Genomic DNA, 16,122 nt, shown 5'->3' with positions numbered 1-16,122 from the left:
TCACGCGTGCTGTCTATTCTCCGGCATCCTCTCGGATGGCAGGACTTGACGGCTTACGACCACCTCGAGATCGAACGGAAGTGGCAGGAGTACTGGGACCGCCACGGGACGTTTCGCGCGGGTGACCCCGACGATCCGAACTTCGACGCCTCGAAGCCGAAGATGTATGTGCTCGACATGTTCCCGTACCCGTCGGGGGAGGGGCTCCACGTCGGCCAGCCGATCGGATACATCGGCACCGACATCTACTCGCGGTATCAACGCATGCGGGGCCACAACGTCCTTCACCCGATGGGGTTCGACGCGTTCGGGCTCCCCGCCGAGCAGTACGCCGTCGAGACGGGCATCCACCCGCGGATCACCACCGAGCGGAATGTCGCCAACTACGAGCGGCAGCTGAGATCGATCGGTCTGTCGTATGACTGGGACCGGATGCTGTCGACCACGGATGTGGGCTACTACCGGTGGACTCAGTGGATCTTTCTGCGGCTGTTCGGCTCCTGGTTCGACCCCGATCGCCAGCACGCCCGTCCGATCGACGAGCTGGAAGAGGAACTCGAGGCGGGTGAGCGAAGTGCGGAAGGAACTCCATGGGCTGACCTCGACCCATCTGCCAGGAGGCGGTACCTGAATGGTCGCCGCCTCGCCTACATCGACGAGGTGATGGTGAACTGGTGCCCGGCTCTGGGGACCGTCCTCGCCAACGAGGAAGTGACCCGCGACGGCAAGAGCGAACGCGGCGATCATCCGGTGTTCCGCCGGCCTTTGCGTCAATGGATGCTGCGCATCACCGCGTATGCCGACCGACTCATCGACGATCTCGACCTCGTGGAATGGCCGGAGTCAGTGAAGGCGATGCAGCGGAATTGGATCGGCCGCAGCGAAGGAGCGACGATTCGCTTTGCGGTTGCCGGCGGGGAGAGCGCGATCGAAGTGTTCACCACCCGGCCCGACACCATCTTCGGGGCGACCTACGTGGTCGTGGCCCCGGACCACCCGCTCGTCCCCTCGCTGGTTGTCGAAGAGTGGCCCGCCGGGACCCGCCCGGTGTGGACCGGTGGTGCCGCCACGCCGGGCGAGGCCGTCACCGCGTACGTCGCCGATGCGCTCAGCCGCACCGAGATCGACCGCCAGATGGAGGCCCGGGAGAAGACCGGGGTCTTCGCCGGCTCGTTCTGCATCAACCCGGTGACCGACGAACCGATCCCGGTGTTTGTCGCCGACTACGTGCTGTTGGGGTATGGCACTGGAGCGATCATGGCAGTGCCGGGGCAGGACGAGCGCGACTGGGAGTTTGCCGAGCTGTTCGATCTCCCGATCCTCCGGACCGTCGACCCGCCGGCAGGCTGGGACGGAAAGGCCTACCTGGAAGAGGGACCGGCCATCAACAGTGGGTTCCTCGACGGTCTGAGTGTCGCCGCCGCCAAGGCACGGATCATCGAGTGGCTCAAGAACGGCAAGTTGGGCAGGGCGACGATCACCTACAAGCTCCATGACTGGCTGTTCAGCCGCCAGCGGTATTGGGGCGAGCCAATCCCGATCCTTCACGGGCCTGACGGTGAGTTGCGCGCAGTGGAGGACGCCGACCTCCCCGTGCTCCTGCCCGCTCTCGACGACTTCAAGCCGGACACGAATCAAGACGAGCGCTCGGATCCGGTTCCCGCTCTCGGCCGGGCAGACGAGGAGTGGCGTGTCGTCGAGATCGACGGCGTGCCCTACCGGCGCGAGCTGAACACGATGCCCCAATGGGCGGGCTCCTGCTGGTATTACCTGCGATTCGCCGACCCGGGGAACACCGAACGCCTTGTCGGGGAGGCCGCCGAGCGCTACTGGATGGGCGAGCACGGGGTGGATCTCTACGTCGGCGGAGTGGAGCACGCCGTCCTCCACCTGCTGTATGCCCGCTTCTGGCACAAGGTCCTCTACGACCTCGGGTTGGTCTCGACCGCCGAGCCGTTCGGGCGCCTGTTCAACCAGGGGTACATCCTCGCCGACGCCTTCCAGGACGACCGGGGCTTCTACGTTCCGGCGGAAAAGGTCGAGTTCCGCGATGGGGCATACCTCTACGAGGACGAGGTGGTGCACCTCCGCACCGGCAAAATGGGCAAGTCGAAGAAGAACTCCGTCACTCCCGATGAGTTCGTCGCCGAGCATGGCGCCGACACGCTCCGTCTCTACGAGATGTTCATGGGACCGCTCGACGCGTCGAAGCCGTGGACCACTCGCGACATCGTCGGAGTGATCCGCTTTCTGCAGCGGCTGTGGCGGAATCATGTCGACCCCGACAGCGGCGAGCTGCTGGTGACCGAGGAGTCCCCGGACGACGGGACGTTGCGTCTGCTCCATCGGACCATCCGGGAGGTAACCGAGGACATGGGCCAACTCCGCTTCAACACCGCGCTGGCGCGAATGTTCGAGTTGAACAACGCCCTGGTGCCCCTGGAGCGGGTCCCGCGAGTCGTCTCCGAGGTCTTCATCCGGCTGCTCGCCCCCCTCGCTCCTCACATCTGCGAGGAGTTGTGGGAGCGCCTCGGTCACGAGCCGTCGATCGCGATGGCGCCGTGGCCCGAGTTCGACGAGGCGCTCGCGGCCGAGGAGACGGTAACGATGGTCGTCCAGGTGAACGGCAAGGTGCGGGACCGCATCGAGGTGCCGGCCGCCATCGGTGAAGACGCGGCCCGCCAGTTGGCACTCGGCTCGGAGAAGGTGCAGGCCCTACTGGGGGGAGCCGAGCCGCGGCGGGTGATCGTGCGCCCACCGAGTCTCGTCAACGTGGTCCAGTGAGGTTCTCGATCGCCGAGGCCGTGGATGCCGCCGGCATCGACCGGGCGGCTCTGGCGCAGGCGCTTCCCCGGGTCGACGCCACTCGCGTCCCGGTGTGGGAGGCCGCCCGCTGGTTCCGGTTCTTCTGGGCCCGAGGCGTCACCGCCGTGGCGCTCCCGTGGGGGGTCTATGTCCATCCCGACCGGCTCCGTGCCTCGCTGGCCGATCTGGGGCCGTTGATGGTGCATGAGCTCACCCACATCGAACAGTGGAGGAGGCTGGGGGCAATCGGTTGGCTCCGGTCCTATGTGGGCGATTACCTGCGGAGCCGACGGGGCGGCCTGCCTCACCACGACGCCTACCGGGCGATTGGATTGGAGGTGGAGGCGCGTGGAACTGCCGCTCGACTCTCGGGCTGATCGGCGGCCATGGCGGGCGATCGATGCTCTGTACCTCCTGTTCTTCTGGATTGCCGGGGCGATCGCATCCGGGCCCTTCATCGGCTCCGACGAGATCACGGTGTTCGAGCTGTTCGGGATCATCGCCCCGTTCCAGGCCCTTGGGATATTCGTCGGGATCGCGGTGCTCGGGCGGACCCGGGAGCCGTGGCGTGAAGCACTGGCATTCAGGGCGGAGCCACAGGATTGGCGGGGTCTCCTCGAGGGCGTAGGTCTCCAACTCGGATTGAGCATTCTCATCGCGTTGATACTCGGGCTGTTCGGCGGGACCCTTCCTTCCCAAGAGATAGTCGACGACGCCGGGCTCGCCGTGGGCGGTCTCGAACAGATCGCGGTGGTCATTGCCCTGGTCGTGCTCGCCCCGATCTCGGAGGAACTGGTCTTCCGGGGGGTGCTGCTGCGCGGGCTGGCATCACGATATGGGATGCGGGCTGCCGTGATCGGCTCGTCCGTCGCCTTCGCCCTCCTCCACTTGCTCGACCCCAACCTGTTGTTGGCGATGCCGGTGTTCCTGGTGCTGGGAATGGCCCTCGGATATTCGGTGGCGCGTACCGGCAGGCTCGGCCGGGCCATCGCCATCCACGCCGGCTTCAACCTGGTGACGGTGATCGCCGTGCTCTTTCTGTAGGGCCATCTCCTTGCACCTCTGGATGTCGATTCCCAGGTCTCGAATGCCAAGCGTCGCAATCGACATTGCGGCATGGTGATCGCGAAACCCCGGGACGAAAGGAAGAAGACCGTGTCGCAGGAGAACAAGGAACTGGTCCGACGATGGTATGAGGCGTACAACCGTCACGACGTCGATGCTGTCGCCGAGATGGTTGCTCCCGACTTCATCAACAACAGTTCCACGAATCAGGGCCGCGACGGTGTTCGGGCCGAACTCGCCTATTGGTACGGCGCATTCCCCGACGCGACGATTGCGGTAGAAGATCTGATTGAAGAGGGCGATCGGGTGGTAGCCAGGGTGACGGCGAGAGCAACGCACCAGGGTGAATTCATGGGCGCGCCGCCCAGCGGGAAGCAGATCACAGCGCAGGAGATCGACATCTTTCGGATCGAGAACGGCCTGCTAGGAGAGGTCTGGGCGGCACCTGACATTTTCGGAGTCCTCACCCAACTCGGCTTGCTGGCCGGGGAGGAGACAGGCTAGGGAGATGCCACGGAGCCGGATTCGAGGCGGGGCCGAGGGGCTGCCGCCAAGTTCCGGCTCTTCGCATTCAGTCTTCCGAAGAACGCGGGTGCCGAAACAAGATCCGCCCCCCGGTTGGGACCAGGGGGCGGATCGAGCAGTTCGTCGCGGTTAGAGGTCCTTGAGCAGGACCGAAATGGCGAGCAGGACACCACCGCCGGTGAGGACCATGAACGCCGTATCGACCTTTAGGTCGAAGACGTCGGTGTAGTACCCGACTATTCCGATTGCCATCAGTACCACCGCGATCACAAAGGTGATCACCTTGGGCGCGCTCAGATTCAGACCGGTTCTTCGAGCCATGCGAATCTCCCCCTAGACGTGTCAACTCGAAGTGTTGCATGGCCGGTGCGCCCCGTCCACGGCCTCGCGGTCTCCCCAGTCGACGGGCGATCGACCCCCTTCCCCTCGTCACACCCCGCTGATATGTCTTCCCCGTGGAACGCACCTGGATCGCCGCCGCGACCGTGGTCGCCCTGGCGGGCGGAGCCCTGTTGCTCTGGCCGGCGAACGATTCGACGCCGCCGCCCTTCGAGGTCGTGGCGGGGCAGCGCCCCGAGACCCACCTGACCGTCCACGTGTCGGGAGCGGTAGTCCGGCCCGGACTCGTGTCCCTACCGGGCGGGTCCCGGATCGCCGACGCCATCCTGGCGGCGGGAGGGGCGCGGGCGGACGCGTTGCTCACCGCGCTCAACCTGGCCGCCAATGTCGTCAACGGGCAGCAGTTGGTGGTGCCCGCCGTCAGCCCGGACGACTCGGCGATCAGCCACCAGGACGGCAGGGTGGCGATCAACCTCGCCGATGCGGTGGCCCTGGAGACCCTCCCCGGGGTGGGGCCGGTGCTCGCTCAGCGGATCGTCGAGCACCGGGAGCGTCATGGGCCTTTCACCGTGGTCGAGGACCTGCTCGACGTCCCCGGGATCGGTGAGGCGAAGCTGGCGGCGCTGCGGGAGATGGTGCTCGTTCCCTGAATGGCCTTGGGATCCCTGTCGGGATCGATCGGAAGGCCCTCTTCGGAGCCGCCGCAGTCTGGTTCGGCGCCGCCGGCCCTCGACTGCTCGTCGTGCTCTTGGTATCGGCCCTGCTCGTGGCCGCGGTGGTGCGTCGTCGAGCACTGGTCCTGGGCACGGCGGTCCTCCTGCTGCTCGGTCTCCACTCCGGTGAGGTTGCCCGGGCGCCTCAGCCCGGGATCGAAGACGGTCCGTTGACCTTCGTCGGGGTAGCCGTCGGCGATCCCTCGGGATCGCGATCTGCCCCCTGGATCGTCGTCGCCCCCGAGTCGGTGCTCGTCGACAGAGCTTGGGTGCGAGCCGACCTCCCGGTGGTGCTTGTGCGGGGTGAGGTGCCGATGAGCATCGCTGCCGGGGAACCGGTGCTCGTCACCGGCTCGGTACGAGCCGGAAGTTTCCGCGTACGGGGTGCCCTGGTGGGCGGGGTGGTCGATGCTCGGGAGATCGAGCGATTGGGTGCCGCCGCCAACCCGCTGTACCGGGTGGGGAACCGGCTGCGGTCGCACGTGCTCGGCGGTCTCGATCGGGTGGCAGCGAGACCAGAAGGCGCGTTGCTCTCCGGCTTCCTGATCGGCGATGTCAGCCGGCTTCCCGAAGCCGATCTCGAGGCGCTCCGCCTCGCCGGGCTCAGCCATTTCGTGGCCGTTTCGGGCAGCAACGTCGCGCTGTTCCTCGTGGCCTGGTGGCTGGTAGTGGCCCCTTTGGGGTGGAGTCCTCGTGGGCGCGCTCTCGCCGGGCTCATCGGCTTGGGCGTCTTCGTGATCGTCACCCGGTGGGAGCCGTCGGTGGTACGGGCGGCGGCGATGGCGGGGATCGTTCTGGGCGGTCGTATCGCCGGGGTGCCGGTGCGTCCATGGACTGCTCTCGGCGTCGCCGTGGGAGGGTTGATCGCTCTCGACGGCGGCATTGCCGGACAGGTCGGTTTTCAACTCTCGGTGGCGGCGACGGCGGGAATCATGCTCGGCGCACCGCTGGCCGCGGGACGACGTCCCCGGTGGCTGTGGGCCATCCTGGTGGCCACCGTGGCGGCGCAGACCGCGGTGGCACCTCTGCTGCTCTACCACTTCGGCGAGATCCCGCTGCTCGCCCCGGCGACGAATCTGGTGTCGGCGCCCCTGGTGGCTGTCGCGACCTCGGTCGGTGGCGTCGGAGCGGTCCTTCATCTGGATCTCCTCGTGGACGCCGGCGTGAAGTTCGCATACTGGGTACTGGCGGTGGGGCGCGGGGCGGCCGGTCTGCCTCAACTCGGGGTGGTGGCGGTGATCGGCCTCGGTTCGGCCGGGTTGCTGGCCGCTCGCTTCAGGCCGATGCGGCCGGTTGCCGCAGTTGGGGCGGCCGCACTGGTGCTGGCGGCGCTGGTGCCGCCAGGGCTCCCATCCCAACCCACGGTGGCGTTCCTCGACGTGGGCCAGGGTGATGCTTCCCTCCTCCTCGGGCCGGCGGGCGAAGTGGTTCTTATCGACGGCGGCGCGGATCCCTCCGTTCTGCGAGCCCACCTACGCGATCGGGGCGTCCGGCGGATCGATCTCCTGGTCGTCTCCCATCGCCACGCCGACCACGCCGCCGGGCTGGAGGGCGTCACTGCGGTCGCCCGGGTCGTAAGGATGTGGCACGCTCCGCAGCTGGGAGAGGGGTCGCCCCTCGACTCGGTTGCGGCCGAGGTGGCGGCGGGGGGCGGGGTGGTCGAGTCACCGCCGGTGGGGACCGCGGTCCGCGTCGGGTCATTCGTCATCGAGGTCCTCGGACCCCTCCGCCGATACGAGTCGCCCAATGACGGATCCCTGGTGCTGTTGGTCGAGGCCGCCGGAGCCTCGGTCCTTTTCAGCGGGGATATCGAAGCCATTGCCCAGGCGGAGCTGGGCCCTCTCAGGGCGGACGTGCTCAAGGTGCCCCACCAGGGAGCGCGGACCTCGGATCTGAGGTGGTTGGAGGCGTCGGCGCCGGAGATCGCGGTGATCAGCGTAGGCCCCAATACCTTCGGCCATCCGTCGGACGAGGTGATCGCGACGCTGGAGGCCAGCGGGGCGGATGTGCGGCGAACCGACGAGGAGGGCACGATCGTCATCCGCCTCGATCGAGTCGCCGCACTACCGTCCGCCGGGTGAAGCCGCTCCACGCCATCACCGGGCCTCCGGACACAGGCCCGGGCGAGCGTCAGGAGATGCTCGAACGGGCCCGCCGACTCATCGAGCAGGCGGGCACCGAGGGTTTCGATCGTTTCGACGTACCTGGACGCGGCGCCGGTGAGGAAGGCGAGGGGACGCTGCGTCCCGAAGTGGAGCGCTTGATCCCCGCGCTACAGAGCGGATCGCTCTTCGGTGGCTTGCGGGGAGTGTTGATCGTCGATGCCCAGAACCTCCAGGTGGCGGAGGCGGCGGTGGTCGCTTCATTGATCACCGGGCTGGTGGCGGGGGAGTCGGCGGTTGTGCTGGTGTCCGAGGGGGCGCTTCCTTCTGCCGTCGCCAAGATCGTCAAGGCGGAGGGCGAGTCGCATCCCGTCAAGAAGATGCGCGAGAACGATGCCTATCAATGGCTTGGCCAGGCGGCGCGCGACCGTCGTATCCGCCTCGGTCCCGGCGTCGACGCCGCCCTGGTGCAGCGCTTCGGGTCCGATGTCGCCGCCCTCGGCCAGGCTTTGGACCAGCTGGCCACGCTCGAGGGGCCGATCACCGTGGAGGCAGTCGCCGCCCGGTTCCGTAACCGGCCCGACGAGCCGATGTGGCATTACGCCGACGCGCTTGCCGCCGGCAAGACAGGCGATGCGCTTCGGCGCCTCTCGGACTTCCTGACTCACGGTCATCCACTGCAGCTGCTGGCTTTCGTCGAGTCCGATCTCAAGAAGCGGGCACTCGCCTCGTCGGCTCCCTCGATCGAAGTATTCGCCGAATGGGTTGGTGCGCGTCCGGATCACTACCCGGTCAAGAAAGCATGGGGCGCCCGGACCGCCACGACGGATGACGACCTGCGTAAGGCGCTCGACGCGGTGGCCCGCGCCGACCTGGCCCTGAAGACCGCCCCGGAACCGACCCACCGGGTGACCCTGGAGCGCCTCACCGTCGCCCTGGCAAGGTGGTACAAGGGCCGCGGCCGATAGGGGCCGCTCAGCCTTGCGCTCGGCCCGCGATTGGCGATTGGCCAGAAGTGGATGCGCAATGCGCGGCGCGGCGGATTTGATCGTGGATGCTCGGTCCCACGGCACGCGACCTTGTGAGAGAAGGCATCCAGGTACGCTGACCGAGCAGCCTCCCCAAGGTGTGGCAATGTCACCGGCAATCGGACGAGTCAGGGCTATCGAAGTCACATGACGACTCGAGCGATCCGCCAGGACCTGAGCGGTGCTCTCATCGGCTTTGGCGTGGTGTTCGCGTTCGTGTTCATTGTGGGGCGGATCTTCCTGCCATCGTCGGGTTTGGGGATCGCCCAGGTGGTCGCCCAAGGTGCTGATCAGGAAACAAGTCTCCTCGATGAGCTGGGCGTCGAGCTTGCTGCTCTGAATCAGGACGGCGCCGTGATCGAGTGGTCAGGAGCAATCGCCGGGCGCTCGGTGCTCGACCACGTGTCGATTCCCTTCGTATGGGTGCCCTCAGACGCGACCGGTGCCTACATGCGGGACGGCCCGGTCGACGTGAACGCGCGCTACAGCCGGGGCGGCGGGACGCTGGCGGTGATCGCAGGGCAGGCGATGGCCGGCCAGGCCCGCACCGCAGCCATGACCGTCCTGTTCACAATCGACGGGCAATCGTTCACTTCGAGGAGCGGTGACTGCTCGCTCGAGTTGTCCCGGTCGGGATATCACCTCGACCTGACACCGACGGGAGCGGCCGGACTCGTGATCGCCACGCCGTACTTCACCGGTCACGTGATCTGCAAGGACGTCGCCGAAATTCGCAGCGGCGAAACGGTGTCGTTCACCGCCGTGTTCCGCTACGAACCCCCCACAGACTGAATCTGGAGAAGCAGGCCGCCCAGCGGCCGCAGGCCCGCTCTCTTCTCTTGCTGGAGGCTGGAGGCTGGAGGCTGGAGGCTTCCTAGCCCTCAAACGGCTTGATCGCCAGCACCGTCACCTGGAACTTCCCACTGGGGGCTTCGTAGGAGACCTTGTCGCCGACCGAGGCGCCGAGAAGGGCCGCTCCCAGGGGACTGGACGGGGAAGCGAGGATGTGGCCGGGGACCTTGTTCTCCTGGGTAGCGACGAACACATCCATTTCGCCGCCGTCCTCACGCTTCACGGTCGCCACCGAGCCTTCTTCCACGGTGTCGCCCACGACGACTTCGCCGACCTCCGCGGTGTCGAGGATCGACTGGATCTTGCGGATTCGGGCCTCCATGAGGCCCTGCTCGTTCTTGGCCGCCTCGTAGTCGGCGTTCTCGCGGATGTCGCCGTGCGAGCGCGCTTCGGCGATCCTCTCAGTGACTTCTTGCCGCCCGTCGGTCATCAGGTGCTCGAGTTCGTCGACGAGCCGCTTGTGAGCCGCCGGGGATAGCCAGGTGGTGGCGTCTTCGGTCATCGGGGGAGGACCCGGGTGTCAGGAGGCGGGCTGCGGGCCCCGGCGGGCCAGGCGCGCCTTGCGCCGGGCCGCGGTGCGCTTGTGCAGCACGCCCTTGGCGACCGCAGTGTCGATGCGCTTCTGGGCCTCGCGGTACGCGTCGGCGAACGCTGCGTCGTCGGCCGCTTCGACTGCCTGCTCGGCCTTCTTGATGCGAGTCTTCAACTCGGAGCGAATGGCGAGGTTGCGGGCGCGCAGCTTGCCGTTCTGGCGGTTGCGCTTGATCTGGGAGGCGATGTTGGCCATGTTGGATCCAGCCGTCGAAAATAGGGGGAACGGCGGCACGATAGCACCCCCGGGACCGCCGGTACAATGCGCCCCGTCGCCTCCCGGAAGCACCGTGCCGGACACCTCCTCGATTCGCAACTTCTCGATCATCGCGCACATCGACCACGGCAAGTCGACCCTGGCCGATCGCCTGCTCGAGCGCACCGGGGCGATCACCTCGCGCGAGATGCGGGAACAAGTGCTCGACTCGATGGACTTGGAGCGGGAACGGGGTATCACGATCAAGGCCCAGGCGGTGCGCCTGCGCCACGTGGCGCCCGGCGGGCAGGAGTACGTGCTCAACCTCATCGACACGCCCGGCCACGTCGACTTCACGTACGAGGTGTCGCGCAGTCTTGCCGCGTGTGAGGGGGCGGTGCTCCTGGTCGATGCGGCCCAGGGGGTAGAGGCCCAGACGCTGGCCAACGCCTATCTCGCCGTCGATGGCGGCCTCACCGTGATCCCCGTCATCAACAAGGTGGATCTGCCGGCAGCCGACCCGGAGCGGGTATCGGAGGAGATCGCCGGCGTGCTCGGGGTCGATCCCGCCACCGTCCTCCGGATCTCCGCAAAGACCGGAGAAGGCGTCGACGAGTTGATCGCGGCGATCATCGATCGGCTCCCTGCGCCGACGGGTGACCGGGCGGCACCACTCACGGCCCTGGTGTTCGATTCCTATTACGACACCTACCGGGGAATCGTCTGTTACCTGCGGGTGGTCGACGGGAGCCTCGGGACGGGTGATCCTTTGCGTTTCATGGCCAGCGGAGAGAACTTGCCCGCCGACGAAGTAGGGGTGCTCACTCCGAAGGCGGTACCGGTCGCTTCTTTGGGACCGGGTGAGGTGGGCTACCTGATCACCGGGGTCAAGGAAGTGGGACGGATCCGGGTCGGCGATACGGTGACAAGGCGGGATCGGGGTTCCGAGAACAGGCTGCCCGGCTATCGCGAGCCCAAGCCCATGGTCTTCAGCGGGTTGTTTCCCACCGACGGCGACGACTTCGAAGGCCTGCGCGAGGCGCTGGATCGGCTCCGTCTCAACGACGCCGCGCTGGTATGGGAGCCCGAATCGTCCAAGGCTCTCGGTTTCGGCTTCCGCTGCGGGTTCCTCGGCCTGCTCCACATGGAAATCGTTCGAGAGCGCCTCGAACGGGAATACGGGTTGGATCTGGTGGCCACCGCCCCGTCGGTCGCCTACCGGGCGATTCGGAACGACGGCGTCGAGATCGGGGTGAAGAGCCCTCAGGACTTGCCCGACCCGGGGAGCCTGCGCCAGGTGCTCGAGCCCTTCTTCAAGGTGATGATCATCACGCCGTCCGAGTACATCGGCACGGTCATGGAACTGCTCCAGGATCACCGCGGGGTGATGGGATCGATGCACTACCTGTCGCCCGAACGGGTGGAGCTGATCTATCGGGTCCCGCTCGCCGAGATCGTCTTCGGCTTCTTCGACCAGTTGAAGTCACGCACCCGGGGCTACGCATCGCTCGACTACGAGCCCGACGGCTACGACGCCTCCGACCTGTCCCGGGTCGACATTCTGCTCAACGGCATCCCGGTCGACGCGTTCTCCTCGATCGTTCACAGGGACAAGGCGTACGAGTACGGCAAGCGACTGGTCGAACGGCTGCGAGAGATCATCCCCCGCCAGTTGTTCGATGTGCCGATCCAGGCGGCGGTTGGCTCACGGATCATCGCCCGCGAGACCGTCAAGGCCAAGCGGAAGGATGTGACCGCCAAGTGCTACGGCGGCGACATCACCCGCAAGCGCAAGCTGCTCGAGAACCAGAAGGAAGGCAAGCGGCGGATGAAGATGCTGGGGCAGGTCGAGGTGCCCCAGGAGGCCTTCGTCGCCGTGCTTCAGATCGATAGTGACTGACCGGACCACCCCGCGTCGTCCGGACGATCCATCCCTTGCCGACGATGCGGCGGAGTGGGTGGGGGCCTATGTCCACATCCCGTTCTGCCGTTCGGTGTGCCCGTACTGCGACTTTGCCGTCGTCGCGCTCTCGGCCGATGGAGGTGCGTCGGACGCGCGGGGGCCATATCTCGAGGCGCTTGTCGAGGAGATCGCGTCGGAGCCGCGTTTCGCCCGACCGCTGGATGCGGTCTTCGTCGGCGGCGGTACCCCCACCTCGATGAACCCATCCGACCTCGGCAGGGTTCTCGCAGCGCTCGAGGCGCAGCTGGGGCTGGCTGCGGGCGCCGAGGTGTCGATCGAGGCGAACCCCGAAGACCTCCTGCCGGGGGTTCCCGCCGCGCTCGCCGGGACGGGTTTCAACCGAATCTCGCTCGGCGTGCAGTCCCTGGATCCGGTGGTGCTCCTCTCACTCGGCCGCACGCACGATCCGGGAGGGGCCCTTGCGGCGATAGCCGAAGCGGTGGGTGCGCTCGCCTCGGTGAACGTCGACCTCATCTACGGCACCCCGGGTGAGTCCGACCGTTCCTGGTCGGACTCCGTCGCCCGGGTGATCGATGCCGGCATCGACCACTTGTCGGCGTATGCCTTGACGGTGGAGAAGGGCACCCCGCTGGGTCGAGCCGTCCTCGCCGGGGCGGCGGCGCCCGACCCCGACGACCAGGCGTCGAAGTACGAGATCGTGGCGGCGGCCGCGGAGGCCGCCGGACTCGTTCGATATGAGACGTCGAACTTCGCCCGTCCCGGGCATCACTGCCGGTACAACCTTCTCACCTGGGGCCAGGGCGAGTACGCCGCCTTCGGGAACGGTGCTCATCGCCATCGCGATGGCGTCCGCTCGTGGAACGTGCGCCGGGTGGATCGTTACATCGAGCGGGCGGCGACCGGCGCCGTGGCGGGCGAGGAGCGGCTGGAGCGCTGGGGGAGAGAGGTGGAGCGGGTCGCCATCGGGTTGCGGCGGGTGGCGGGAGTCGTCCCCGGCGTCGCCGGATCGGCGATGTTGGCCTCTGCGGCGGGCCAGCGACTGGTTGCCACCGGCGTGATCGAACGATCGGGCGACCGCATCCGGGTGATTCGGGCGCTGCTGGGCGACGAAGTCGCCCGCACCCTGTTAGCACTCCCCCCAGGCGACTGCTAGCAGCACTGCTAACCTCCGCCTGATGCTGGATGATCGCAAGGCCGGGATCCTGGCCGCACTCGTCGAGGAGTACATCGACTCCGGTGCGCCCGTGGCCTCCCAGACGATTCTGGACCGCTCCGGGCTCGATTGCTCGAGCGCCACGGTGCGCAACGAGTTGGTCGTGCTCGAGCGCGAGGGATACGTCTCCAAGCCCCACACCTCCGCCGGCCGGGTGCCGACCAATCGCGGATATCGCTACTACATCGACCACCTCTCGCCCGGCCTCCTCCGTGCCTCCACCCGCGGCCGGATCGCCGATTTCTTCGGCTCCTTCCAATCCGAGTTCGGCAAGGTTCTCCGGGAGACTTCCGACCTCCTGTCGGAGATCACCGCCTACCCGGCGGTGGTGCTCGGGCCGGGCCTACGAGACCAGACCCTGCGCGACGTCCACCTGCTCTGGGTCGAGCCCGGGGTGGTGCTGGTGGTGCTCGTGGCTGAAGGCGGGCGGGTACATCAGTCCATCGTTCGCTGCCCGGCACCGGCGACTCCAGCAGAGGTTGCCGAGGCGAATTCGGCCCTGATCGAGGCCCTGGTGGGGACGACGATGCCGTCGGCACCCATCGGCTACGACTTCGGCGGCCTGGCCCCGATGGCGCGGTCCCTCGTCGATCGGGTGCTCGAAGCGGTCGAGGGCGCCGCCTCCAGCGGCCGTGAGATCCATGTCGGCGGCGCCAGCCGGATGGTCGAGCTGTGGGAAGACCTCACCAAACTCCATCGGATTCTCGCGTTGCTCGAGCGGGAGGCCACAGTCCTTGAGCTGCTCGACGACTCGGCGGAGGGGACGACGGTCCGACTCGGTCCTGAGATCCACGCCGGCGAGGAGGACCTGGCGGTGGTGTCGGCACCCTTCGCCGCCGGCCGCTCCCGAGGCCGGATGGGCGTGCTCGGCCCGATGCGGATGGACTATCGACGCACGATTCGCGTCGTCGAAGAGGTCTCGGACGCCCTCGGCGACACGCTGGCACCTTGATGGCCGACTACTACCAGGTGCTCGGCGTCGAACGCGATGCCTCACAAGAGGAGATCAAGAAGGCGTTCCGCCAGTTGGCCCGCGAAACCCATCCCGACGCCAACAACGGGGATCGGGGCACCGAGGAACGATTCCGGATCATCGCCGAGGCATATGAGGTGTTGTCGGATCCGCAGCGACGGGCTGCCTACGACCGTGGTGACCGGATCGATCTGGGTGACCTGTTCTCCTCCTTCGCCGGTGTCGACGATCTGCTGAGCCGCTTCTTCGGGGGAGGATTCGGCGGCGCCTCCCGCGGTCCGGCTCAAGGCAGGGATGTGGGGGTGGCGGTGAGCATCAGCCTCGCCGAAGCGGCGAGCGGCACGTCGCGCTCGGTGGCGTACCGGGTTCCGGCCACTTGCGCCACCTGTGCCGGTTCGGGAGCGGCCCCCGGTTCGGACCTCGACACCTGCGAGCGGTGCGGGGGTCAGGGATCGGTGCGGGTGACCCGACAGACGCTGCTCGGCGCCGCCATGACCATCGCCCGCTGCGAGCAGTGCCGGGGCCGGGGGAGGATCGTCGCCGAGCCCTGCTTGGGGTGCTCAGGCACCGGCTCGGTCGTTGGGGACCTCGAGGAAGAGATCGACATTCCGGCCGGGATCGAGGATGCCTCCCGGCTCCGCCTCCAGGGGAGGGGGGCTGCGGGCGAGCCCGGCGGACGATCCGGTGACCTGTTCGTGGAGGTGACGGTGGAGGCCGATCCCCGCTTCGAGCGGCACGGGCCTGATCTGGTGCACCGGGTCGAGATCGGCCTCTCGGAGGCGGCCCTGGGGACCTCGGCGGAAATCCCCATGGTCGACGGCGACCCCGTGGAGATCGACATTCCCGCGGGCACCCAGCCCGGTACGGTCTTCAAGCTCTCCCGGCAGGGGATGCCGCGGCTCCACGGCCGCGGTCGGGGCGACCTGCTCGTCGAGGTGCGGTTGCTCGTGCCCCAACGCCTCGACAGTGCCTCCGAGGAGGCGCTGCGCGCCTATGGGGCGGCGATGGGGGAGGCACCGGTCGCCGGGCGAAAGAAGCGCCGTCGCTCCTGAGGCTGGATCGGCAACCAGGACCACGTGCTGGACTACGCGCTCTCCGTGTCGCTAGCATGTGCGCAGAGCGTTCTCGGTGAACACTCGGCGAATTCAACGGACCCCGCGGTGCGGGGGGCGGGGAGTGGAGGTCCGGTGGCGGATACTTACAACGAGTCGGTCGGATCGCGGCTGCGCTCCATCAGGCGGCAGCGCGGCCTGTCGCTCCAGGACGTCCAGCGGCTCTCCAATGGCGAGTTCAAGGCTGCCGTGGTGGGTGCCTACGAGCGGGGCGAACGCAGCCTGTCCCTTCCCCGGCTGCAGCGGCTCTCGAAGTTCTTCCAGGTGCCGATCACCCAATTCCTCCCTCAAGAGGAGAATGGCGAGCGCACCATGGAGCCACTGCCGAGTGGCGGCGTCACCATCGACCTGAACCGGCTCGAGCGCCTCTCCGGCACCGAATCCGTGATCTTCACCCGGTTCCTGCGGTCCATCCAGATGATGCGCCAGGACTACAACGGCAAGGTGCTCACCATCCGCCGCGACGACCTGCGGCTCCTGGCACTCTTGATCGACCAGTCTGAGGAGTCGTTCTCCGAACGCCTCGCCGAACTCGGCCTAACAACGGAAGCCTGAGCCGGCCTTTCGGCCGGCTCAGCCCCCCAGCCCCAGGGCTCCAGCCCCGGCCGGAGGCGGCTCCTACCTTTCGAGTATCTCCAACGCGTCTCTGGCTGGGGCCGTGGCAGTGGCTCGAGCCGTCTCGGG

Annotated in this window: 16 protein-coding genes; 13 read left to right on the top strand and 3 right to left on the bottom strand. The window is 67.5% G+C overall.

The features are described 5' to 3' along the window. Nucleotides 1-45 precede the first annotated feature (45 nt). From leuS to WD184_04465, 4 genes are all read left to right on the top strand, one after another. A complete protein-coding gene (gene leuS / locus WD184_04480) occupies nucleotides 46-2,784 on the top strand; it encodes a leucine--tRNA ligase (protein ID MEX0825997.1) in 2,739 nt (912 codons plus the stop codon). Next, on the top strand, nucleotides 2,781-3,182 hold the full coding sequence (locus tag WD184_04475; protein ID MEX0825996.1) for a hypothetical protein: 402 nt from the start codon (nucleotides 2,781-2,783) through the stop codon (nucleotides 3,180-3,182). The genes leuS and WD184_04475 overlap by 4 nt, the downstream gene beginning before the upstream one ends. After that, entirely contained in the window at nucleotides 3,154-3,849 is a 696-nt protein-coding gene (locus WD184_04470; GenBank protein MEX0825995.1) for a type II CAAX endopeptidase family protein, read from the top strand. Before WD184_04475 ends, WD184_04470 begins: the two co-directional genes overlap by 29 nt. 75 nt (nucleotides 3,850-3,924) lie before the next feature. After that, nucleotides 3,925-4,374, top strand: a complete 450-nt coding sequence (locus WD184_04465; protein ID MEX0825994.1) for an ester cyclase — start codon at nucleotides 3,925-3,927, stop codon at nucleotides 4,372-4,374. A 150-nt stretch (nucleotides 4,375-4,524) separates the two neighbouring features. Here the strand turns inward: WD184_04465 and WD184_04460 are convergent, their stop codons facing one another. Next, nucleotides 4,525-4,716 carry a hypothetical protein gene (locus WD184_04460; GenBank protein MEX0825993.1) on the bottom strand — a complete coding sequence of 64 codons (192 nt, stop codon included), beginning with the start codon at nucleotides 4,714-4,716 and terminating at the stop codon, nucleotides 4,525-4,527. Nucleotides 4,717-4,850: 134 nt separating this feature from the next. On the opposite strand from WD184_04460, the gene WD184_04455 reads away from it, so the two are divergent. From WD184_04455 to WD184_04440, 4 genes are all read left to right on the top strand, one after another. Continuing rightward, on the top strand, nucleotides 4,851-5,384 hold the full coding sequence (locus WD184_04455) for a ComEA family DNA-binding protein (GenBank protein ID MEX0825992.1): 534 nt from the start codon (nucleotides 4,851-4,853) through the stop codon (nucleotides 5,382-5,384). Nucleotides 5,385-5,476: 92 nt separating this feature from the next. After that, complete coding sequence (locus tag WD184_04450; protein ID MEX0825991.1) at nucleotides 5,477-7,528, top strand: ComEC/Rec2 family competence protein; 2,052 nt, start codon at nucleotides 5,477-5,479, stop codon at nucleotides 7,526-7,528. Continuing rightward, nucleotides 7,525-8,517, top strand: a complete 993-nt coding sequence (locus tag WD184_04445) for a hypothetical protein (GenBank protein MEX0825990.1) — start codon at nucleotides 7,525-7,527, stop codon at nucleotides 8,515-8,517. Before WD184_04450 ends, WD184_04445 begins: the two co-directional genes overlap by 4 nt. Nucleotides 8,518-8,724: 207 nt before the next feature. Continuing rightward, entirely contained in the window at nucleotides 8,725-9,369 is a 645-nt protein-coding gene (locus WD184_04440; protein ID MEX0825989.1) for a hypothetical protein, read from the top strand. A gap of 82 nt (nucleotides 9,370-9,451) precedes the next feature. Here WD184_04440 and greA read toward each other — a convergent pair whose 3' ends face one another. After that, nucleotides 9,452-9,931, bottom strand: a complete 480-nt coding sequence (greA, locus tag WD184_04435; protein ID MEX0825988.1) for a transcription elongation factor GreA — start codon at nucleotides 9,929-9,931, stop codon at nucleotides 9,452-9,454. Nucleotides 9,932-9,949: 18 nt separating this feature from the next. Continuing rightward, a complete protein-coding gene (gene rpsT, locus WD184_04430; GenBank protein MEX0825987.1) occupies nucleotides 9,950-10,216 on the bottom strand; it encodes a 30S ribosomal protein S20 in 267 nt (88 codons plus the stop codon). 94 nt (nucleotides 10,217-10,310) lie between these two features. On the opposite strand from rpsT, the gene lepA reads away from it, so the two are divergent. From lepA to WD184_04405, 5 genes are all read left to right on the top strand, one after another. Then, a complete protein-coding gene (gene lepA, locus WD184_04425; protein MEX0825986.1) occupies nucleotides 10,311-12,116 on the top strand; it encodes a translation elongation factor 4 in 1,806 nt (601 codons plus the stop codon). Beyond that, nucleotides 12,109-13,293, top strand: a complete 1,185-nt coding sequence (gene hemW, locus WD184_04420; protein MEX0825985.1) for a radical SAM family heme chaperone HemW — start codon at nucleotides 12,109-12,111, stop codon at nucleotides 13,291-13,293. Before lepA ends, hemW begins: the two co-directional genes overlap by 8 nt. A gap of 22 nt (nucleotides 13,294-13,315) precedes the next feature. Further along, nucleotides 13,316-14,305, top strand: a complete 990-nt coding sequence (hrcA, locus tag WD184_04415) for a heat-inducible transcriptional repressor HrcA (protein MEX0825984.1) — start codon at nucleotides 13,316-13,318, stop codon at nucleotides 14,303-14,305. After that, on the top strand, nucleotides 14,305-15,378 hold the full coding sequence (locus WD184_04410; GenBank protein ID MEX0825983.1) for a DnaJ C-terminal domain-containing protein: 1,074 nt from the start codon (nucleotides 14,305-14,307) through the stop codon (nucleotides 15,376-15,378). The genes hrcA and WD184_04410 overlap by 1 nt, the downstream gene beginning before the upstream one ends. A 135-nt stretch (nucleotides 15,379-15,513) precedes the next feature. Next, nucleotides 15,514-15,993 carry a helix-turn-helix domain-containing protein gene (locus WD184_04405; protein ID MEX0825982.1) on the top strand — a complete coding sequence of 160 codons (480 nt, stop codon included), beginning with the start codon at nucleotides 15,514-15,516 and terminating at the stop codon, nucleotides 15,991-15,993. The last annotated feature ends 129 nt before the right edge of the window (nucleotides 15,994-16,122 follow it).

Source organism: Acidimicrobiia bacterium (assembly GCA_040878325.1).
Lineage (GTDB): Bacteria > Actinomycetota > Acidimicrobiia > Spongiisociales > UBA11373 > JAUYIV01.
This window is presented reverse-complemented; position numbering and strand designations above follow the sequence as displayed.